Source organism: Zobellella denitrificans (assembly GCF_002407485.1).
GTDB classification, from domain to species: Bacteria; Pseudomonadota; Gammaproteobacteria; order Enterobacterales; family Aeromonadaceae; genus Oceanimonas; species Oceanimonas denitrificans.
Genome location: NZ_CP012621.1, coordinates 1,797,424 through 1,819,199, shown reverse-complemented (window position 1 = coordinate 1,819,199; position 21,776 = coordinate 1,797,424). Strand labels below are relative to the sequence as shown.

Genomic DNA, 21,776 nt, shown 5'->3' with positions numbered 1-21,776 from the left:
AAACCCATCCTTCTGTACCATAGTCCCCCCGCCCATCGCTTTGATGACAGCAACGAGACGGGGACCCGACCAGCCGGCGGGGTCGCCGCAGCTCGGATTCCGGGTTGTCCTGCTCAAGCCTGATATTTTTAACGAATAAACAATAAAGTGATAATTTAATTATTCATTTGCCAAATAATGACACTTTAAATATTGAATCAAAATTTAACAGCCTTTTTTTATAAATTTTCGCTATTTTCGCTTTTCATCCCGGTTTGACTCTGGCAACCTGCGTTCATTCATGTAGATCAATGTGTTAAGGACAAGCCCCCATGTGTTCCATTTTCGGTATTCTTGAACTCAAATCCGATCCCGCCGCCCTGCGCAGCCGCGCCCTGGAGTTGTCCAAACTGCTGCGCCACCGCGGCCCCGACTGGTCCGGCGTCTACAGCAGCGACAACGCCATACTGGTGCACGAGCGGCTGGCCATCGTCGGCCTGGACAGCGGCGCCCAGCCGCTGCTGAACCCGGCCAGGACCCACGCCCTGGCGGTGAACGGCGAGATCTACAACCACAAGGAGCTGGAAGCCACCCTCACCTGTGGTTTCGAGTTCCAGACCAAGTCCGACTGCGAGGTCATCCTCGGCCTCTACCAGGAAAAGGGCCCCGAATTCCTCGACGATCTGAACGGCATCTTCGCCTTCGTGCTCTATGACCAGGAGAACGACGCCTATCTCATCGGCCGCGACCACATGGGCATCATCCCGCTCTACACCGGTTACGATGAAGCCGGCAACTTCTACGTGGCCTCCGAGATGAAGGCGCTGACCCCGGTGTGCAAGACCATCAGCGAGTTCCCCCCGGGCCACCTGCTGTACAGCAAGGAAGGCCAGCCGCGCCGCTACTACCAGCGCGACTGGGAAAGCTACGACGCGGTCAAGGACAACGTCTCCAGCGTGAGCGAGCTGCGCGAGGCGCTGATGGCGGCGGTCAAGCGCCAGCTGATGTGCGACGTGCCCTACGGCGTGCTGCTGTCCGGCGGCCTGGATTCCTCCATCATCTCCGCCGTGGCCAAGCTGTATGCCGACCGCCGGGTGGAAGACGACGGCAACAGCGAGGCCTGGTGGCCGCGCCTGCACTCCTTCGCGGTGGGCCTGGAAGGCGCCCCGGATCTGCTGGCGGCACGCAAGGTGGCGGACCACCTGGGCACGGTGCATCACGAGCTGCACTACACGGTGCAGGAAGGCCTGGACGCCCTCAAGGACGTCATCTATCACCTGGAAACCTACGACGTCACCACGGTGCGCGCCTCCACCCCCATGTACCTGATGGCGCGGCGCATCAAGGCCATGGGCATCAAGATGGTGCTCTCCGGCGAAGGCTCAGATGAACTGTTCGGCGGCTACCTCTACTTCCACAAGGCGCCCGACGCCCGGGAGTTCCACGAAGAGACGGTGCGCAAGCTCAAGGCCCTGCACATGTTCGACTGCCTGCGCGCCAACAAGTCCATGGCCGCTTGGGGTGTCGAGGCCCGGGTGCCCTTCCTCGACAAGGAATTCATGGACGTGGCCATGCGCCTGAACCCGGCCGACAAGATGTGCGGCAACGGCAAGATGGAAAAGCACATCCTGCGTGAGGCCTTCAGCGACCTGCTGCCCCACGAGGTGGCCTGGCGCCAGAAGGAGCAATTCTCCGACGGCGTGGGCTATTCCTGGATCGACAGCCTCAAGGCCATGGTGGAAGAGCAGGTCACCGATCAGATGATGGCCACGGCGGCGTTCCGCTTCCCGCTGAACACCCCGGTCACCAAGGAAGCCTACTATTACAGATCCATCTTCGAAGGCCACTTCCCCCAGGATTCCGCCGCCAACTGCGTACCCTGCGGCCCTTCCGTGGCCTGCTCCACCCCCAAGGCGCTGGAGTGGGACGAACAGTGGAAAAACATGGCCGACCCCTCCGGGCGTGCGGTCAAGGGCGTGCACACCCAGTCCTACTGATCGAGGGCGCTTGAAATCGACCCTAGAGCCCCGGCTGTAGGGTCGAATTTATTCGACCGGGCGCGGCGCCGTGGTCGGGTGGTCCACTGAAGTGGACCCTACGGCCAACCCGGCGTTCCAACCTGGCATGGCGCCGTGACGGGCTGGCTCTGTAGGGTCGAATTTATTCGACCGAGCCCGGGGCCCGATTGCCGAGGCGCCCCACCCGACTTGCCGCCTCGGGTCGCCCGGTTTACACTGCCCGCCCGTTCCGTTTTGCCCAAGAATCCATGTCTTCCCATCCCGGCGGCACCCAGGTGCTGCGCCAACAGGGTTTTCTGCCCTTTCTGATCGCCCGGCTGGCGGCGGTGTTCGCCATGCAGATCCAGGCGGTGGTGGTGGCCTGGCAGGTGTACGACCTGACCCGGGATCCCCTGGCCCTGGCCTACGTGGGCCTGGCCCAGTTCATTCCCATGCTGCTATTGCTGCTGCCGGCCGGCGATCTGGCCGACCGCCACTCCCGCAAGCGCCTGCTCGCCGGCAGCTGGCTGGTGCAGGCCCTGTGCAGCGGCCTGCTCCTGCTGCTGTCGCTCTCCCCCCAGCCGGAAGTCCGCTACTACTACGCCGTGCTGGTGCTCTACGGCAGCGCCCGGGCCTTCACCGGCCCCACCCTGCAAAGCCTGCTGCCGCAAATCGTGCCCCGCGGCCAGCTGGCCCGGGCCATCGCCGTCAACAGCATGATCATGAAGCTTGCCGTCATCGGCGGTCCCCTGGTGGGCGGCCTGCTCTACGCCCTGGGCGGCAGCCTGGCCTACGGCGTCTGCCTGGGCGCCTTCCTGCTTGCCCTGCTGCTGCTGACCCCGGTGCGGGCCCGCTACGCCGGCGGCGCCAAACCGCCGGAAGCCACCGCCTGGCACCGCTTCACCGCCGGCATCGGCTATATCCGCTCGCGCCCCGTCATCCTCGGCGCCATCTCACTGGACCTGTTCGCGGTGCTGCTCGGTGGCGTGGTGGCGCTGCTGCCGATCTATGCCCAGGAGGTGCTGATGGTGGGGCCGGAGGGACTGGGCGCCCTGCGCAGCGCCATCGCCCTCGGCGCCCTGCTGATGGGGGTGGCGCTCAGCACCTGGTCGCTCAACCGCCGGGTGGGGCCGGCCATGTTTGTCGCCGTCCTGGTGTTCGGCCTGGCCAACCTGGTGTTCGCCTTCTCCACCCTGTTCTGGCTGTCCTTCGCCGCCCTGCTGGTGGCGGGTGCGGCGGACATGATCAGCGTCTATATCCGCTCCACCCTGATCCAGCTGGCCACCCCGGACGAGATGCGCGGCCGGGTCAGCGCGGTGAACATGCTGTTTATCGGCTCTTCCAACGAGCTGGGGGAATTCCGCGCCGGCACCAGCGCCGCCTGGTTCGGCACCGTGCCCGCCGCCGTCATCGGCGGGGTCTCCACCCTGGCGGTGGCCGGCACCTGGATGTGGGGCTTCAGATCCCTGCTGCGGGTCGATCGCTTCGGCGACGTCGAGCCCCAGGCCATCCCGAAACAGCAGGGGCAGGCCGTCCGGCACCAGGCATGACAACGACCGGCGCCATCGGAACTCAGTCGAAATACCATTCCCAGCGGATGCTGGCAATGCGGTCCCCCTCCATCCGGAAGGTCACGTTCTCGGTGGTTTCGCGGGACTGGTAGCGCAGCAGTTGGCGCCCTTCCCGGGCCGGGCGGCCCAGCTCGGCCACCAGCCCTGCCCGGTCGGCACCGATGTTCATAAAGGACGGCAGCCCCGGCTGGGGCGCAGACACCAGCAGCAGCAGCGGCATGCCGTTGGGGTTGGCCGCCGCCTCCGACAGGTAGGTCTGGACCACCAGCCCCGGACAGCGCAGGGTCTCCACCTCGTCGATAAGGCCGGGCACATGGGGGTTTTCCACCTGCCGGTAGCTGAGCTGGGGCTGCTCGCATTCCCGGGCGAGCAACTGCTCGGCGATGTCGTTCAGCCGCCTCATGGCCTGCTCCTGCTGGCTGGCGCAGCCGGCCAGGGGCAACAACAACAGCCACCAGATATGAAGTTTCATGCGACACCTCCAGGCTCTCACCAGAGCATAATCCCAGTCCGGCGCCTTTGCATCCCGGGCTACCCAAAGGCTTCTGTCTTCCCGGGCGGATATGGTAGTGTGGCCCATTCCAAGCCACCCAGGTATCAAGCGGACGTGAAATTTCAAGACCCCGTAACGGCGGACCTGCCGGTCGAACGGCTGATGCAAACCGGGCTGCTCAGTTGCGGCCCCGATACCCCGCTGCGTGAGGCGGCCGAGCGCATGGCCTCGCGCCGCTGCAGCTCCATGCTGATCATGGAGGGCGAGCGGGTGCTGGGGATCTGGACCGAGCGCGACAGCCTGCGCCTCGACTTCGGCAATCCCCAGGGCCTGCTCACCCCCATAGGCCAGGTGATGAGCACGCCGGTCAGCCACCTGCACCTGAGCACGCCCATGTCGGCGGTGGCCGAGCGGTTTCGCGCCGAGGGCCACCGGCACTTCCTGGTGGTGGACGATCAGGGCCGGCCCAGGGGCATCGTCTCCCAGACCGATCTGGCGCTGAAGCAGGGCCTGGAGCCCTACCTCGGCCTGCGCGAGGTGCACGAGGCCATGGACGGCCAGCCCCTGACGGTGGCGGGGGCGCTGTCCCTGGCCGAGGTGGCGGCCCTGATGTACCGGCAGGGGCAGGACGCCGCCGTGGTGGCCTGCGCCGACGGCGAATACGGCATCCTCACCGAGCGGGACATGGTCCGCTTCGTCGCCCGCCATCCGGGCAACACCCCGGTCGGCGGCCTGGCCAGCCGGCCGCTGCTGACCGTGAACCGGGGCGACACCCTGCTGCGCGCCCGGGACCTGCTGATCGATTACCGGGTGCGCCACCTGGCGGTGCTGGACGACGACAACCGGGTGGTGGGCCTGCTCGGCTTTCGCAACATCCTCGATGGCGTCGAGCACCGCTACCAGCAGCAGCTGCGCCAGGCGCTGGAGCAGCGCGACCGGGCCCTCAGCCGCTCCCGCCTGAACCTGGAGCTGGCCGAACGGGTGATCGAGGCCTCCCTCGAAGGCATCATCATCACCGACGCAGAAGGCCGCATCGAGTTCGTCAACCCGGCCTTTTCCCACACCACCGGCTACAGCCCGGAAGAGGTGCTGGGCCGCACCCCGGCGGTACTCTCCTCCGGCCGCCACGACAGTGCCTTCTATGCCGAGATGTGGCGGACGCTGCGGGAAAGGGGTTACTGGCGCGGCGAGATCTGGAACCGGCGCAAGAGCGGCCAGCTCTATCTGGAGCTGCTGACCGTCACCGCCATCCGTGACGCCGAGGGGAACATCGGCAACTACGCCGCCCTGTTCACCGACATCACCCATATCCGCGAAAACGAGGATCAGATCCGCCAACTGGCCTATTACGATCCCCTCACCCGCCTGCCCAACCGCCGCCTGCTGGAGGATCGCCTGGAGCTGGCCATCCGCCACGCCCACCGCCACCAGCGCCGGCTGGCGGTGCTGTTCATCGACCTGGATCACTTCAAGCAGGTCAACGACAGCCTGGGCCATGCCGCCGGCGACGAGTTGCTGCTCGAGGTGTCCCGCCGCCTCGGCGATCGCCTGCGGGAAGACGACACCCTGGCCCGGCTGGGCGGCGATGAGTTCATCGTGCTGCTGCCCGATCTGGAAGAGGCGGACGAGGTCACCCGCGTCGCCCGACGCCTGATCGACGCCATCGGCGAACCCTTTCGCATCGGCCAGCAGAGCTTCCGTATCGGCTGCAGCCTCGGCATCAGCCTCTATCCCGACGACGCCACCGACGCCGAGGAGCTGGTGCACCACGCCGATGCCGCCATGTACCGGGCCAAGCAGGAAGGGCGCAACGGCTACCGGCTGTTCCGCCGGGACATGCACCAGCAGGAACACCGCTGGTTGCAGATGGAAACGGCACTGCGCGACGCGGTGGAAAGCGGCGAGGGCCTCAGCCTGCATTACCAGCCCCAGGTCGATCCTGCCGGCCGGCAAGTGCGGGCCGCCGAGGCCCTGGCCCGCTGGCAGCATCCGGAGCTGGGGGCGGTGTCGCCCGCCGACTTCATCCCCCTGGCCGAGCGCGCCGGGCTTATGGTGTTCCTGGGCCGGCGGCTGATGCGCATGGCCGCCGCCCAGCTGCGGGCCTGGCTCGACGAGGGGCTGACACCGGTGCCGGTGTCGGTCAACCTGTCGGCCCAGCAGTTCTGGCAGCAGGATCTGCTGGCCGAGGTGCACGACCTGCTCTTGGATTACCGCTTGCCGGCCGGGCTGTTCGGCCTGGAGCTGACCGAGAGCATTCTGCTCGACAAGCAGCAACAGGCGGCCCGGCTGCTGCAGGCGCTGCGCGAGCTGGGCTGTCCGCTGGCCATCGACGACTTCGGCACCGGTTATTCGTCGCTCAGCTACCTGCACGCCCTGCCGGTCACCAGCCTGAAGATAGACAGATCCTTTATCCGCCAGCTCGGCGAATGCCGCAGCAGCAGCGCCGTGCTGGCCGCGGTGACCGGGCTGGCCCGGGAGCTGGAGCTGCAGGTGGTGGCCGAAGGCGTCGAAACCCCGGCCCAACTCGACGCCCTGGGCCGCTATCACCTGACCCTGGTGCAGGGCTGGCTCACCGGCCGCCCCATGCCGGCGGCCGAGTTCGCCGAGTCTTGTCTGAGCCCGGCAGCCCGGTCGGAGCGCTCCCGAAAGCTGCCGACATCCTGATCCTCCCGGCGCCGGGTCGGCGGCCCGGCTACAAGGCCACCGCCGCGCCGCTGACCCGGATGCCGCCCGCGGCCGGCACCCCCACCCGCAGCTCGCTGGGCCGGCCCATGGCCTCGCCCTGGCGGATCAGCAGCTCGCCCGGCACCGGCATCAGCCCCGCCGCCCGCAGGTAGCCGCCCAGGGCCGCGGCCGCCGCCCCGGTGGCCGGATCCTCCACCACCCCGCCCACCGGGAAGGGATTGCGGGCCTGGAACACCAGCTCGTCCTCCCGGTATACCAGTTGCAGGGTGACCAGGCCGGCGTCCTCCATCAGCGCCTTCAGCCGCTCGACGTCGTACTCCAGCCGGGCCAGCCGCGCGGCCGAGCCCGCCGCCAGCACCAGGTGCCAGGCCCCGGCGTAGGCCAGCATCGGCGGCAGCGCCGGATCCAGCTCCTCGCGACGCCAGTCCAGCGCCTCGAGCACCCGTTCCAGCCAGCGGGGCGGTACCGCCTTTTGCTCCGGCTCGACCGAGGTCAGCGCCGCCAGCCACTGCTCGCCGTCCCGGAACACCTCGACCGGCACCTCGCCCACCGCCGTCTGCAGCCGGTAGCGGCCGGCGCCCGCCGTCTGGCCCAGCACCACACCGGCGGCGATGGTGGCGTGGCCGCAAAAGCTGATCTCCCGGAGCGGGCTGTAATAGCGGATATGGCGCTCGGTTCCGTCGAGCGGCGCCACGAAGGCGGTTTCCGAATAGCCGACCTCGGCGGCGATGCGCTGCATGGTGGCGGCGTCGGGCAGGGCCTCGCCCAGCCAGACGCCGGCGGGATTGCCGCCGGCCGGGCTGGTGCTGAAGGCCGCCAGGCGATAAAGCTGCTCGTTCATCGATCATTCTCCTGTGGTGGTGACAGGCGCATTTTGACATTAGCCATCCTTAAGACAACTGCTATATTCTAGCCCTAAGACTTAGCTGAGCTTACCCTTAAAGATGCCCGTATCCCCGCCCCTCAACACCCTGCGCGCCTTCGAGGCCGCGGCCCGGCTCAACAGCTTCAGCGCCGCGGCGGGTGAGCTCCACCTGACCGCCGCCGCCATCAGCCACCGCATCAAGGAACTGGAGCAGGCCCTGGGCGTGCCGCTGTTCATCCGCCAGGCGCGGGGCGTGCGTCTGACCGAGGCCGGACGCCGCTACCAGGCCAGGATCGCCGACGCCTTCGGCATCATCGCCAGTGCCACCACCGAGCTGAGCCAGCCCCCGCTGGCCGGCCCCCTGGTGCTCTCCCTGCCCCACGGCTTCTGCCGGCACTGGCTGTTGCCGCGCCTGGCCGGGCTGCTCGCGCGTCATCCCGGACTGAGACTGACCCTGCAGGCCGAAGACCGGCTGGCGGATCTGCGCACCGGCCAGGCGGATCTGGCCATCCGCTTCGGCGCCGGTGACTACCCGGGGCTGCATAGCGAGCTGCTGCTGGACGATGCCGTTACCGTGCTGGCCGCCGCCCGCCTGCTCGACAGCCGCCCCCGCCGTCGCCCCGGCGACTGGCTGGCCGACACCCCCCTGCTGGACGATATCGGCGTCCGGGCCACCGAGCCCTGGAGCGGCTGGCGCCCCTGGCTGCGGGAGGCCGGGGTCGAGGCGGCCGGCACCATCGGCGTGACCGATGCCGGTCTCGCCCTCGACGCCTGCCGCCAGCGGCTGGGACTCTGCCTCGGGCGCTGGTCCCTGGCCCAGCCGCTGCTGCAGGCGGGTGAACTGCGCCCCCTGCTGCCCTGGCGCGGCACCGACTTCGCCTATTACCTGCTGAGCCGCCCCGGCGAGGAGGACAACCCCCGCATCCGGGCCCTGCGGCTCTGGCTGCGGGAGCAGGCCGCGCTGTTCGCCCGGGAGCCGCGACCCTCGCCCTAGTCCGGTGGAGCCTTGTCCCGGCCTGGCCTACGCTTAAACCTATACGACACCGGCTCCGGGCCCCGCCCGTCCGCTAGCGTTGCGAGGCGCCCCATGCTCGACTTGCCCGTTCGTCTGCTGCTGATCGAAGACAACCCGCTCCATCGCCGGCTGATCCAGCAACTGCTCACGGCCGATCCCCAGCTGCAGTGCGAGGTGGAGGCGGTGGAGCGGCTGGCCGACGGCCTCGCCCGCCTGGCCCGCAACGACGTGGACCTGGTACTGCTTGATCTGGTGCTGCCCGACAGCCAGGAGTTAGAAACCCTGCTGCGGGTGCGCCTTGCCGCGCCCCAGGTGCCGGTGGTGATCCTCACCAGCCTGGACGACGTCAAGCTGGCGGCGCGGGCGGTGGAGTCCGGCGCCTACGACTACCTGGTCAAGTCCAACCTCAAGAGCACCGCCCTCAGCCGCTCCATCCGCTATACCCTGTCCCGGGCGCGGGCCCGGGGCGGCGAGTGGGACTCGCCCATGTTCCGCCTGGCCCAGCAACAGTTCCTCAAGGCCGCCCAGTACATGGATCTGGACGACAATATCCGCCAGCGGCTGCTGTTTCCCCAGCGCACCCAGGTAGTGTCCTTCCCCTTTTTCCGCGATGATCGCAGCCAGGTCGAGACGGTGTTCGGCTACCGGGTGCAGCACGTGCTGTCCATGGGCCCCACCAAGGGCGGTATCCGCTACCACCAGGACGTGGACCTGGGCGAGGTGGCGGCGCTGGCCATGTGGATGACCTGGAAGTGCGCCCTGATGAAGCTGCCCTTCGGCGGCGCCAAGGGCGGGGTGCGGGTCGATCCCACCAGCCTGAGCAAGCGCGAGCTGCAGCGCCTGACCCGGCGCTATACCGCCGAGATCATCGACATCATCGGCCCCGACAGGGACATCCCCGCGCCGGACATGGGCACCGACGAGCAGGTGATGGCCTGGCTGATGGACACCTACAGCCAGCAGGTGGGCCATGCGGTGCCGGCGGTGGTGACCGGCAAGCCGGTGGTGCTGGGCGGCTCCCTGGGCCGCAAGGAAGCCACCGGCCGCGGCCTGGTCTACCTGATCAAGGCCTCGGCCGAGCACCTGGGGCTGGATCTGTCCCGGGCCAGCGCCGTGGTACAGGGCTTCGGTAACGTGGGCAGTTACACCGCCCGCTTCCTGGCCGAGGCCGGGGTCAAACTGGTCGGGGTCAGCGACGTCTCCACCGGCCTGTTCAATCCCAATGGCCTGTCGGTGGACGCCCTGCTCGCCCATGTGGCCGAGCACCGGGTGCTGGCCGGCTTCCCGGATGCCGAAGCCATCAGCAACCAGGAGCTGCTCGAACTCGACTGCGACGTGCTGGCGCTGGCGGCGCTGCAGAACCAGGTGACGGTGGAAAATGCCGACAGGCTCAAGTGCCGGCTGCTGGCGGAAGGGGCCAACGGTCCCACCATGCTGGAGGCCGACGACATCCTGTTCGAGCGGGGCATCTTCGTGCTGCCCGACATCCTCGGCAATGCCGGCGGCGTGACCGTGTCCTACTTCGAATGGGTGCAGGGCATACAGAACCTGACCTGGACCCTGGAAGAGATCAACGCCCGGCTGCAGACCATACTGCTGGACGCCTTCCACCGCACCCTCAAGCGGGCCGGTGACAACCACATCGACATGCGCACCGCGGCCCTGATCGAGGGGGTCTCCCGGGTGACCGAGGCCAAGCTGCTGCGCGGCGTCTTCCCCTGAGGGACGACATCATGGCCCACCGCCGCACCCAAAGCACCCTGCTGCGCCTCAACCAGCTCATCACCCGCGCCGCCAACGAGGCCCGCAGCGTCGACGAAGCGATGCAGACCGCCCTCGATCTGGTCTGCGCCCACACCGGCTGGCCCCTGGGGCACGCCTGGTATCCCTCCGCGGACGGGGACGGCCTGGTGTCGACCCGGCTCTGGCACCTGGGCGACGGCGAGCGCTTCCGCCTGTTCAAGAATCTCACCGAGGCCAGTCGCTATGGCTCCAGCATGGGCCTGCCGGAACGGGTGCTGGCAAGCGGCGAGCCCGCCTGGATCCCGGACGTAACCCGGGACCCGGACTTCCAGCGTGCCCACCAGGGGCAGGACACCGGGGTACGGGCCGGCGCCGCCTTTCCGGTGCTGTCCGGCAGCCAGGTCATGGCGGTGCTGGAGTTCTTCTCCGACCGGGTGCAGGAGCCCGATCCGCCGTTGCTCGAACTGATGGCCCAGATCGGTACCCAACTGGGCCGGGTGATGGAGCGGGAAGGCGCCGCCCGCGAGCTGCAGGAAAGCCGGCGCCGGCTGGCCACCCTGATGGCCAACCTGCCCGGCATCGCCTACCGGGGTCTGAACGACCCCCAGTGGACCATGACCTTTCTCAGCCAGGGCTGCCGGGCCCTGACCGGCTATGCGCCGGAAGAGGTCACCGCCGGCCGCCCCCACTATGCCGAGCTGGTCCACCCCGAGGATCGCGCCACCCTGTGGCAACAGGTGCAGGAGGCCATTCAGAACAAGCGACCCTACCAGTTCGAATACCGCATCCATAGCCGCGGCGGCGAGGAGAAATGGGTGTGGGAGCAGGGCTGCGGGGTGTTCGACGAGGCCGGTCGGCTGCAACTGCTGGAAGGCTTTATCACCGACATCACCGCCCGCCGCCAGGCCGAGCTGGAGCTGGCCCAGCAGTACCAGGAAACCCGCCGGCTGCAGGCCAGGGCCGAGGCCGCCCACCAGCAGTTGATCGAGGCCATCGAGTCCATCTCCGAGGGCTTTACCCTGTACGATGCCGACGACCGCCTGGTGGCCTTCAACTCCCGTTTTCGCGACGACTATTCGGCCGCGCCCGACATAGTGCGGGTGGGCATGCCCTTCCGGGATCTGATCCAGGCGGTGGTGGACCGCCACCTGCTCGAGTTCGGCGAGGACGACGGCCGGCAATGGTTCGAATGGCGCCTGGCGCAACGGCGCCATCCGGGGCCGCCATTCAAGCTCAAACGGGTCGGCGGCCTGCAGCTGCGGGTCAGCGAGCGCCGTACCAAAGATGGCGGCGTGGTCGCCATCTACACCGACATCACCGAGCTGGAAGAGCAGCGCGAGGATCTCGAGCGGCAGGTGCGGTTGACCGAAGAGGCCCAGCGCCGGGCCGAGTCGGCCCGGGATCAGCTGACCGAGGCCATCGAGTCCATCGCCGAGGGCTTTACCCTGTACGACGCCGACGATCGCCTGGTGCTGTTCAATTCCCGCTTCAAGGAACATTTCGCCCTGCCCAACGATCTGGTGGCGGTGGGCATGGCATTCGAGGCGCTGCTGCACGACGTGGTCAAGCGGGGTCACCTGCCGCTGGGCTACGCCTCGGGTGAGCAGTGGATAGCCGAACGACTCGAACGGCACCGACACCCCCGGGGGCCCTACTTCTTCACCCGCAGCGACGGCCTCGCCGTCCAGGTGAGCGAACACCGCACCGGCGACGGCGGCTATGTGGCGGTGTACACCGACGTCACCGAGCTGGAGCGCCACCGCCACCACCTGGAGGAGCTGGTGGCCGAGCGCACCCAGGAGCTGCAGGCCACCACCGAGCAGCTGCGCCGCTCCCAGGCGGAGCTGCAGCGGGCCCGGGATCTGGCGGAGCAGGCCAGCCTGGCCAAGAGCGAATTCCTGGCCAACATGAGCCATGAGATCCGCACCCCCATGAACGGGGTGATCGGCGTGGCCGAACTGCTGGCCCGCACCGAGCTGACCGAGCAGCAGAGCGAATACCTGACCATCATCGAGAAGTCGGCGGACACCCTGCTTGGCCTTATCAACGACATCCTCGACTTCTCCAAGATAGAGGCGGGCCGGCTTGAACTCGATTCCCTGCCCTTCCTGCTGCGCGACACCCTGGGCGACACCCTGCAGACCCTGGCCCTGCGCGCCGACGAGAAGGGCCTGGAGCTGGCGGTGCACATCCCCGCCGAGATCCCGGACCGGCTGGTGGGCGATCCGGTGCGACTGCGCCAGGTGGTGGTCAACCTGGTGGGCAACGCCATCAAGTTCACCGAAAGTGGCGAAATCGTGGTGGATCTGCAGCTGAAAAAGCGGCAGAAGACCCGTATCCGCCTGCACTTCGAAGTGCGCGACACCGGCATCGGCATCCCCGAAAATCAGCGCCGGCGCATCTTCGAGGCCTTCGCCCAGGCCGACGGCTCCACCACCCGCCAGAGCGGCGGCACCGGGCTGGGCCTGTCCATCGCCGCCCAGCTGGTGGGCATGATGGGCGGCCAAATCCGGGTAGACAGTGGCCCCGGCGGCCGCGGCAGCCGTTTCGCCTTCGATGCCGACTTCGGCCTGGCGGCGGAGCGCAGCGAATCCCTGAGCGCCCCCGCCGGCCTGCACGGGCTCAGGGTGCTGGTGGTGGACGACAACAGCACCAACCGCATGATCCTCGAGGAAATACTGCAACACTGGGGCATGCGGCCGGTGCTGGCCCACAGCGCCGTGCAGGCCCTGGCCCTGCTCGACCAGAGCGGGGACGACCCCTTCCCCCTGGCCCTGCTCGACGTCATGATGCCGGGCATGGACGGCTTCGAGCTGGCCGCCCGCATCCGCGAGCGGCCGGCCCTGGCCGGCCTGCGCATCCTGATGCTGTCCTCGGGGGGCTACTCGGGCGACACCGCCCTGCGCCGGCAGTTGCGCATCTCCCGCCAATTGATGAAGCCGGTGAAACAGTCGGAACTGCTCAACGCCGTGGGCGAGGCACTGGGTACCGTGCTGGCCGAGGCCCCGCCGCCACCCGGCGAGCCGGTGGCCCTGCCGCAGGCGTGCCGGGTGCTGCTGGTGGAGGACGGCCTCACCAACCAGCGGGTGGCCATGGATCTGCTGCACCAGCGGGGCCACCAGGTGAAGCTCGCCGAGAACGGGGAAGAAGCGATTGCGGCCGTGGCCCAGGACAACTTCGACGTGGTGCTGATGGACATCCACATGCCGGTGATGGACGGCCTGGCCGCCACCCGGGCCATCCGCGTCCGGGAGGCCGAACAGGGCGGTCATGTGCCCATCATCGCCATGACCGCCAGCGCCACCAAGGAAGACCGGGAGCGCTGCCTGGCCGCCGGCATGGACGACTACGTCACCAAGCCGTTCCGCGCCGCCGAACTCTACGCCGCGGTGGAGCAGAAGGCGGTCATGGCCGCAGGGCGGAGCGGGCCGCCCCAAGCCCCGGTGGCGGCGGCCAAGGCGCCAGAAATAGCAGAAACCCCGGATACCGGCGCCATCCTGGACTGGGACGACGCCCTCTCCCGGCTGGAGGGCAACACCGCCCTGCTGGCGGAGATGGCCGGGCTCTTCCTGCAGGAGGCGCCCGGCCTGCTGCGGGCCATGACCGAGGCCCTCGCCCGGCAGGATGCCGCCGAGCTGCGCCGGGCGGCCCACACCCTCAAGGGCTCGGCCCAGGTAGTGGGTGGCCGTGCCCTGGGCGAGGCCGCCCTGGCGCTGGAAACCCTGGCCCGCAACGGCGAGCTGGAAGCGGCGGCCGGGCAGTTGCCGTTGGTGGAACAACGGCTGGCCCAGTTGGAACCGGCCCTGAAGGCCCGGCTGGTCGGCCCGGCCTGAGCCAGCGATCCGGCTGGCCACGATAAATATCCTAGGACAAAGCGCGCATTTCATGACGAAATATCCGACCAAAGTCGTAGGATCTGTTATAAATGGAGCCAATCCCCCCCACAAAAAATAACCGGCACGAGGATAGGGATACCCTTGAGCATCATGTTCCCGCACACCCCGCTGAAACGGCTGTTGCCATGGCTGCTGTTGCTGCTGCTGTCCCCGGCCCAGGCCCAGCCCGTACGCCTCGGTCTCTACCATAATCCCCCCAAGATCATGGCCGACGCCCAGGGGCAACCCAGCGGTATCTTCGGCGATCTGATCGGCGAAATCGCAAGGGAAGAAGGCTGGCAACTGGAGCCGGTACCCTGCCAGTGGCAACAGTGCCTGGAATGGCTGGCGGAGGGACGCATCGACCTGATGCCCGACGTGGCCTTTACCGAAGAGCGGGCGACCCGCTTCGACTTTCACCGCACCCCGGCCCTGCTGAGCTGGTCGCAGATCTATACCCTCTCCCACCGCCGGCTGACCAGCCTGCTGGAGCTGGACGGCAAGCGGCTGGCGGTGCTGCGCGGCTCGGTGCAGCAACAGTTCCTCGGCCAACTGGTCGACAGCTTCGGCCTGCGGGTGGAATGGCTGCCGGTCGATGGTCTGGATCAGGTGTTCGACGCCGTGGCCAGCGGCCGGGCGGACGCCGCCGCGGCCAACCACTTCATCGGCAACCAGCAGGCGGCCAGCCGGGATCTGGTGGCCTCCCCCATCCTGTTCCAGCCGAGCAAGCTCTACTTTGCCGTGCCGGCCGGCACCAATCCGGCCCTGCTGGCGCGCATCGACCACCATCTGCAGCGCTGGCAGTCGGACAACGACTCCCGCTATTTCGACATACTCACGCGCTGGAGCGGCCGGCCGGCTCAACCCCTGCCGCCGGCCCTGTGGTGGAGCCTGGGGCTGCTGCTCTCGGCCCTGCTGCTGGCCATCTGCTTCAACCTGCTGCTGCGGCGCAAGGTCGCCGAGCGTACCCTGAGCCTGCAGGCCAGCGAACACAGGCTCAACACCATCCTCGACAGTGTGGAGGCCTGCATCTACATCAAGGACGAACAGCTGCGTTACCAGTACGCCAACCGCAGGGTGTGCGAATTGTTCGGCGTCACGCCGGCGCAGATCCTCGGCCAGAGCGATGAGCGCTTTTTCGACGCCGAAACCTGCGCCCTGCTGCAACAGAACGACTTGCGGGTGCTGCAGCAGGGCGAGCGGGTGGCCGGAGAGGAGGTCAACGGCCTGAGCCGCAACGGGGAGCGGCGCACCTTTCTCTCGGTCAAGCTGCCCCTGCGCCGGCCCGACGGCCGTATCCACGCCCTGTGCGGCATTTCCACCGACATCACCGAGTACCGCCGGCTGCAGGAAGAGCTGCATCAACTGGCCTTTTTCGACTCCCTCACCGGCCTGGCCAACCGCCGGCTGCTGCTGGACCGGCTGCGCCACGCCCTGGCCGGCAGCCAGGCCACCGGCTACCAGGGCGCCCTGGTGCTGATCGACCTCGACAATTTCAAGGACATCAACGACACCCGGGGCCACGACTGCGGCGACCAGCTGCTGCAACAGACCGCCGCTCGCCTGCGGCACAGCCTGGCCGGCACCGACACCGCCGGCCGCCTGGGCTCCGACGAGTTCGTGCTGATCATGGAGGATCTGAGCCCCCGGCAGGAAGACGCCGTCATGCAGGTCCGCAACCGGGTCCGGCAGTTGCTCGAGCGGCTGGCCGTGCCTTACGAGATAGCGGGCAAGGAGCACCGTTGCTCCGCCAGCATCGGCATCGCCATGTTTTCGGACGCCCAGGGCAATATCGACGAGCTGCTCAAGGCCGCCGATCTGGCGATGTTTGCCGCCAAGGCCGATGGCCGCAATACCCTGCACTTCTTCAACCAGGCGATGCAGGACGACGCCAATCGCCGCAGCCGGCTGGAACACGATCTGCGCCTGGCCCTGGAACGGGACGAGCTGGAGCTGCACCTGCAGCCCCAGGTCGACGCCGGCGAGCGGATCACCGGCATGGAGGCCCTGCTGCGCTGGCAGCACCCTGAGCTGGGCCGGATTTCTCCCGCCGACTTCATTCCCCTGGCGGAAAGCAGCGGGCTCATCATCCCCCTGGGCGACTGGGTGCTGGCCCAGGCCTGCCGGCTGCTGGCCGAATGGCGCCGGGAGCCGGCCATGGCCCGGCTCGGCCTGGCGGTCAATATCAGTCCACGCCAGTTCCGCCATCCGGATTTCGTGGCCGGCCTGCAACGCCTGTTGCAGGACAGCGGCGTCGACCCGGCCAGGCTGGAGCTGGAGATCACCGAAAGCCTGCTGATCGACGATATCGAGCAGACCATCGGCCGGATGGAACAACTGCGCCGGCTGGGGCTGCGTTTCTCCCTGGACGACTTCGGCACCGGCTATGCCTCGCTCGGCTACCTCAAGCGGTTGCCACTCAGCCAGCTGAAGATCGATCAGTCCTTCGTCCGCGACCTGCTCAGGGATCCCAACGACGAAGCCATAGTGCGCACCATCATCGCCCTGGGCCGCAGCCTGGACCTGCAGGTGATCGCCGAGGGGGTGGAAACCGCCGAGCAGGCAAGCCGGCTGCAGGAGCTGGGCTGCACCGCCTTTCAGGGCTACTGGTTCGGCAAGCCGGACAGCACCCGGCACTGGCATGCCCGGCTGAGCGACCAGGCCGAAACCGAACACCGTGCCGCCGGCGACTAGAGTTCGACCGCCCGGCCGATAAACTGGATGGGCCCGGTGGGCAGGCCGGTGGGCGAGCCGCCGGCCTGCTCCAGGGTCAGCTCGAACAGCTGGTTGGGCGCCAGGGGAGGCAGCTCATCCATGGTGATGCGCAGCCGCTCACCCGGCGCCACCAGGCCCAGGGAGACGGGCTGGTTCCAGTCGTCGCCCTTGGTCCAGAATTCCAGCACCTTGTCCGCCGGCACCTCCACCGCGGCCAGCGGGATCAACTGGACCTCCCGCGGATCCCGGGCCTGCACCAGCCAGCCCGGCGTCTTCTCTTCCGGTGCCACCAGCACCACCACATAGCGTGGCTCGGGCAGGGGCCGCAAGATCAGCACGGCCGCCAGTAACAGGCTCATGGCCAGGCCGGCGGCGGTCAGTCCCCGCCACCAGCCCAACCGCTGCCACCAGTGCCGGGGCCGGACAGGCGGGCGCCAGCGGCCCAGGGCATCCAGGGTACGCTCTACCCGGGGCCACAACCGGGGGGAAGGCAATTGCGGCTCGGCCAGGGCGATCAGGGGATGCAACCGCTCCTCCCATTCCGCCACCGCCTGTTGCAGGCGCTCGTCGCTCTCCAGCCGCTGCTCCAGACCTTTACGCTCGTCGGCGGACAGGGTGCCCAGCACATACTCGCCGGCCAGGGCATGGCGTTCGGGATCCTGCCGCTGCAACTCGCTCATGCCATGCACTCCCGCAATGCCGCCAGGCTGCGCCTGATCCAGGCCTTGACGGTCCCCAGCGGGGCCCCCATGCGGCCGGCAATTTCATGATGGGTGCAGCCGTCCACATAGGCGTGGAGTAGGCAGCTGCGTCGTTCGGGCTCGAGCTGCTCCAGGCAATGCTCGATGCGCCCGCCGTATTCCGCCCAGGTGGCATCGTCCTGGCGTTGCCGCCAGTGTTCGAACGAGCGGCGGGCATCCAGGCTGTCGGCCAGTTCCTGATCCAGCAGCAGTTCCCGTCCCCGGTTGCGTACCGTATTCAGGGCCAGGTGGCGGACCACGCTGTAAATCCAGCCCCGGGCGGAGCCGCGGCGCGGATCGAAACTGTCGGCACGCAGCCAGATGTTGATCAAGGCGTCGTGCACTATGTCTTCCGCCAGGGCGTGGTCGCGCACGATGCGCATCACCACCCCGAGCAGGCGGGAGCCTTCCCGCTCATAAAGGCGGTGCAGGGCACTGCGCTCTCCCCGGGCGCAGGCCGCCAGCAGGGCCTGGTAATCCGTATCTGGTGTCGGTGTTGTCATAAGCGAGGCGCCATCCGCGAAGTAGCCAAACGAACCCTTAATAAGACTCAAGCGTAGACCACATCTGGGCGGATGGCGCCCTCTCCCCCTAGAACGCCATATAGTTTAAAAATCAGGCAGCCCGGCTCTGCGTAGCTGCCGGTTTGTACCACTGTAGCCGTCGCTGTAGGTGCCGCTTTAGCCGGCACAAACCGGTGCCCAATATCCACGCCCCAGGCCGTTGGCCGGTTTGCGCCGCGTAAACGGGCGCCTACAGGTGAGATATCGCACTGCTCACCTTTTAAACTGATCGGTGCTCTAGCCGGCTTTCCAGAAGATATAGTCGGCCTGATAGCGGACTATCTGGCGTTCGCCCTTGTTTGCCTCGCCGCAGGCCGTGGCCGGCGCCACTCCACCCCGGGTGTCCAGTCGCTGGATATAGGTGACGCCGGTCATGGCACCCTCGCCCATGGCGGGGTTGGCCTGCACCAGCTGGTAGGGGATATTGCCCTCGCCGGCCGGGGCCACGGCCAGCTGGGTGGCGGTGACCCTGGAGCCGTCCGCCGCTTCCCAGGTGGCGGGCGGGCCATAGTAGCGGCCCACCTCGGCGCCGGCGCGATCGTTGAGCACCGCATCCGGCCCCATGAACACCCAGCCCAGTTCGCCGGGGGCGTCGGGCTTGTCGCGGCATTCGTAGGCGATCTCACCGACGCCAACGGTTTCCCAGGCCACCTGGTGGCCTGCCGGCACCTGTATGCTCTCGGGCACCATGGCGTGGGCGGCGGAGGCGAGGCCGAGCAGCAGGGCCGGGGCCAGTACCGGGATCATCTTGCGGTGAAGCTTTTGCATGTCATGTCTCCTTATGACGGTCGTATCGGGCGCGGCAACAGGTGCCACCCTTGTACTACCCGCCAGGAGCACAAACGGATGCAGGCAAAGATAATTTTTTCGTGTTTTTGATGATCAGGAGACATCGCCCTCGCGGGCCGCCAGCAGGGCCGCCCTGAGTTCGGCCTGGAAGGCCCGGCCCAGCTCCCCGGCGAAACGCGCCACCGCCCAGCCGAGCCGGGCCGGACGAAAGCGAACCTGGCGGGCCAGCTCCGCCAGGGCCGGCGGCAGCTGGTCGCGGCGATGCGCCATGCCGCCGGCCGCGTCCTCCACCAGGTAGACGATTTCCCCCACCCCGGCGTACAGGGCCCGGGTCAGGCACATGGGGCAGGGCTCCAGGCTCACCCAGAGGCTGAGCCCGGCGGCGGCCGGACGCACCGGCAGTCGTTCAAAGGCATCCAGCGCCTGCATCTCGGCATGGGCCGCCGAGCAGAAGCCGCCGCTGAACACCCGGTTCTGCCCCTTCGCCCAGATCCGGCCCGACGCATCCGTCAGCCAGGCCGCCACCGGGTAGTCGCCCCGCTCCCCGGCCGCCAGGGCCTCGGCCAGCAGGCCCAGGGCCGGGCCGTCGTCCGCCGTTTCGGCGTCAAGCCGCGCCAGTCGTTCCATCCTGTTCATGCCGCCTCCTGGTGATGACTGTTTTCAGCATAGGTGAAAGGGCGCAGGCTAAGAGCCTGTTCAACGTCTCGCGAGCTAGAGCCATGCAAGGCAAAAACAGGCGAGGAAGCGGAGTTTACGAGCTGTAAATGAGCATTCCAAGCCTGTTATTAACGCAGCAGGGCCGACGCGCAGCAGACTTTGAACCGGTTCTAAGGCGACCAGCGCACCTGGCAGACCGAGGCGGCAATATCCTGCTGGTGAAAAAACGCCAGCCAGCGGCGCTGGTTGTCCTGCAGCCGATCTCCCGGGCCCTTGACTTCGATCAGCTCATAACCTCCGTCCGGCAGGAAACGGATCAGATCCGGCAGGCCGCTGCCGTGGCCGCGCAGATCCGACAGCAGGCGGGTCAAGATGGCGCCGAGATGCGCCGGCGGTATGCAGCTCAACGCCCGCTCCAGCAGCGGCTCGGACAGCGCCGGCCAGGCCAGCAGCGGGCAACTGATGCCCCGCTTCTGCCGGTAGCGCGCCATGATGGCGGCGTGGTAACTGCCGTTCTCCAGCCGGGCCAGGCAATCATCGAGCAGCGTACGGCGCCGTTCGGCAAAACCGGGCCGGTACAGATCCGCCGGCCCGGCGTGGAAGGGATGGAAGAAAGCCCCGGGCAGGGGCGCGTAGATAGCCTCCCAGCACAGCAGTGCCAGCAGGCCGTTGAACAGATGATTTTCCACGTAATAGACCGGGGCGTCCGGCCCGGCCAGGGCCTCGGCCGCCAACCGCTCGACCCGCTCCCCCGACGGCGGCAGCGCCAGGGTGCGGGTAGGGATGGCGGCCTCGGTGACGGACACCGGCGCCGGGGCCCCCGCCTTTTTATAAAGCCGGCGATACAGCCGCTGCAGTCCCTGGCGCTCCGCCTCGTCCCGGGGCGCGGCCAGCCCTTGCCGGGCAAGCGAAAACGCCTCTTCATGCCGGCCCCGGCGCTCCAGCCCCCTGGCCAGCCGCAGCCGGGCCTCGGGATGGCGGCTCTGCCGGTAGGCCCGCTCGGCGCAGTCTTCCTCGCCGGCCCGTTCCGCCGCCCGGGCCAGCGTAAACAGCAGCTTGTCCTGCCGGCCCGCCAGCCAGTCGTTGTCGAGCCGGGCCGGCAGGGCGTCCAGCAGGGTGGCCGGTGCCTCGCCCTGCTCCAGCCGCGCCCGCAGCCGGTGCAGGGCCAGATACTGGTCCACCTCGGCCCGGTTGCGGAAGGCGCGGGACTCGGGCGTGAAGACCACGGTTTCGTAGCGCTGGTTGCCGAGTTCGGTGAGCACGAATTCGGACCAGTCCTGGCGCAGGTTGCCGAAGAACATCAGCCGCAGCCGCTCGAACAGGGGCATGCAGGCGAGGCTCAGCAGGCGATCCTGGCTTGCGGGCCACCAGTCGGCAAAGGGTCGCGACCTGGCGTATTCGGGCCGGGCGCAGAGCCAATCCCGCTTCATTCCCTTGGTGGCGCGGACCAGCCCGGCCCCGGCGAAGGCCTCGGCAAAGCAGGCATCCAGCTCCGTCAGGGTGAGCAGGTCGGTCAGTTCCTCCACCGGTATGGGTGCCCCCTCTTGCACCAGCCCCAGCGACACCAGTTCAACCCCGGCGGGGGACGGATCTCCAATCTCCGGGTAGCGCAACCGGCTCAGCCGAAAGTGCTCGCCCTTGCGCATCACCATGCGCACCAGCAGGGCCCGGGCTTCGCGCCCGGCGCCGAGCCAGGCCGCCAGCTGCGCCTTTTCCCCGTCCAGCAGCAGATCGCCATGATGGTCCAGCACCCAGCCCACCAGGGTGCGGGCATTGGCCAGGTAGTAAAAGGGATCCGCCAGCGAAGCCGGCGCCGGCCGTTTAACCGTCGCCATGGGGGTGCACTATTGTTGCCGGTTGCAGTTGCATATCACTCCTTCCTTTTCATGCTGGCCAGTTCCCCGGGGAACTGGCTGCCCCAAGGGTCGACTTCAGTCGACCAAACGCCACCCCAAACCAGCGGCGTCACACCCATGCGGGCGGGCCGCCCGCGCTCCACTGTTCCGTGCCAATCCTCGATTTTGGAGGCGTATGTCGCCCCTTGGAGCGCAGGCGGCCCGCCTGCTTTCCCGCGTAGCGGGACTCCCCT

General features: G+C 68.0%; 14 protein-coding genes. 7 read left to right on the top strand and 7 right to left on the bottom strand.

What is annotated here, in order from left to right:
* The first annotated feature begins 311 nt into the window (after positions 1 to 311).
* Entirely contained in the window at positions 312 to 1,976 is a 1,665-nt protein-coding gene (gene asnB, locus AN401_RS08640) for an asparagine synthase B (protein ID WP_094039477.1), read from the top strand.
* 269 nt (positions 1,977 to 2,245) lie between these two features.
* On the top strand, positions 2,246 to 3,526 hold the full coding sequence (locus AN401_RS08635; RefSeq protein WP_096779102.1) for an MFS transporter: 1,281 nt from the start codon (positions 2,246 to 2,248) through the stop codon (positions 3,524 to 3,526).
* 22 nt (positions 3,527 to 3,548) lie between these two features.
* Here the strand turns inward: AN401_RS08635 and AN401_RS08630 are convergent, their stop codons facing one another.
* Positions 3,549 to 4,019, bottom strand: coding sequence for a hypothetical protein (locus tag AN401_RS08630; RefSeq protein ID WP_096779101.1), 471 nt, complete (start codon positions 4,017 to 4,019; stop codon positions 3,549 to 3,551).
* Between the two features lie 135 nt (positions 4,020 to 4,154).
* Between AN401_RS08630 and AN401_RS08625 the strand changes: the two genes are divergently transcribed.
* The gene (locus AN401_RS08625; RefSeq protein WP_232513411.1) at positions 4,155 to 6,704 is read left to right on the top strand and encodes an EAL domain-containing protein; all 2,550 of its coding nucleotides are present in this window, start codon (positions 4,155 to 4,157) and stop codon (positions 6,702 to 6,704) included.
* Between the two features lie 28 nt (positions 6,705 to 6,732).
* Here AN401_RS08625 and AN401_RS08620 read toward each other — a convergent pair whose 3' ends face one another.
* Positions 6,733 to 7,566 carry a PhzF family phenazine biosynthesis protein gene (locus AN401_RS08620; protein ID WP_096779100.1) on the bottom strand — a complete coding sequence of 278 codons (834 nt, stop codon included), beginning with the start codon at positions 7,564 to 7,566 and terminating at the stop codon, positions 6,733 to 6,735.
* Positions 7,567 to 7,669: 103 nt separating this feature from the next.
* Here AN401_RS08620 and AN401_RS08615 point away from each other — a divergent pair, with 103 nt between their 5' ends.
* The 4 genes from AN401_RS08615 to AN401_RS08600 all read left to right on the top strand — a co-directional run bounded on the left by AN401_RS08615 (position 7,670) and on the right by AN401_RS08600 (position 16,917).
* A complete protein-coding gene (locus AN401_RS08615; protein ID WP_096779099.1) occupies positions 7,670 to 8,584 on the top strand; it encodes a LysR substrate-binding domain-containing protein in 915 nt (304 codons plus the stop codon).
* Between the two features lie 93 nt (positions 8,585 to 8,677).
* Positions 8,678 to 10,327, top strand: coding sequence for a Glu/Leu/Phe/Val dehydrogenase dimerization domain-containing protein (locus AN401_RS08610; protein WP_094039045.1), 1,650 nt, complete (start codon positions 8,678 to 8,680; stop codon positions 10,325 to 10,327).
* An 11-nt stretch (positions 10,328 to 10,338) separates the two neighbouring features.
* Complete coding sequence (locus tag AN401_RS08605) at positions 10,339 to 14,181, top strand: response regulator (RefSeq protein ID WP_096779098.1); 3,843 nt, start codon at positions 10,339 to 10,341, stop codon at positions 14,179 to 14,181.
* Positions 14,182 to 14,334: 153 nt separating this feature from the next.
* A complete protein-coding gene (locus AN401_RS08600) occupies positions 14,335 to 16,917 on the top strand; it encodes an EAL domain-containing protein (RefSeq protein ID WP_096780340.1) in 2,583 nt (860 codons plus the stop codon).
* On the opposite strand, the gene AN401_RS08595 is transcribed toward AN401_RS08600, so the two are convergent.
* The 5 genes from AN401_RS08595 to AN401_RS08575 form a co-directional block, all read right to left on the bottom strand.
* Positions 16,914 to 17,618 (bottom strand): anti-sigma factor, encoded by a 705-nt coding sequence (locus AN401_RS08595; protein WP_096779097.1) that lies wholly within the window; start codon positions 17,616 to 17,618, stop codon positions 16,914 to 16,916. The genes AN401_RS08600 and AN401_RS08595 overlap by 4 nt on opposite strands.
* Positions 17,615 to 18,181, bottom strand: coding sequence for a sigma-70 family RNA polymerase sigma factor (locus AN401_RS08590; protein WP_094039048.1), 567 nt, complete (start codon positions 18,179 to 18,181; stop codon positions 17,615 to 17,617). The genes AN401_RS08595 and AN401_RS08590 overlap by 4 nt, the downstream gene beginning before the upstream one ends.
* A gap of 297 nt (positions 18,182 to 18,478) precedes the next feature.
* Positions 18,479 to 19,009: a DUF3455 domain-containing protein gene (locus AN401_RS08585; RefSeq protein ID WP_096779096.1), complete on the bottom strand. Its 531-nt coding sequence runs from the start codon at positions 19,007 to 19,009 to the stop codon at positions 18,479 to 18,481.
* A gap of 114 nt (positions 19,010 to 19,123) precedes the next feature.
* The gene (locus tag AN401_RS08580) at positions 19,124 to 19,666 is read right to left on the bottom strand and encodes a nucleoside deaminase (protein WP_096779095.1); all 543 of its coding nucleotides are present in this window, start codon (positions 19,664 to 19,666) and stop codon (positions 19,124 to 19,126) included.
* Between the two features lie 191 nt (positions 19,667 to 19,857).
* Entirely contained in the window at positions 19,858 to 21,522 is a 1,665-nt protein-coding gene (locus AN401_RS08575; RefSeq protein WP_096779094.1) for a VRR-NUC domain-containing protein, read from the bottom strand.
* Positions 21,523 to 21,776 lie beyond the last annotated feature (254 nt).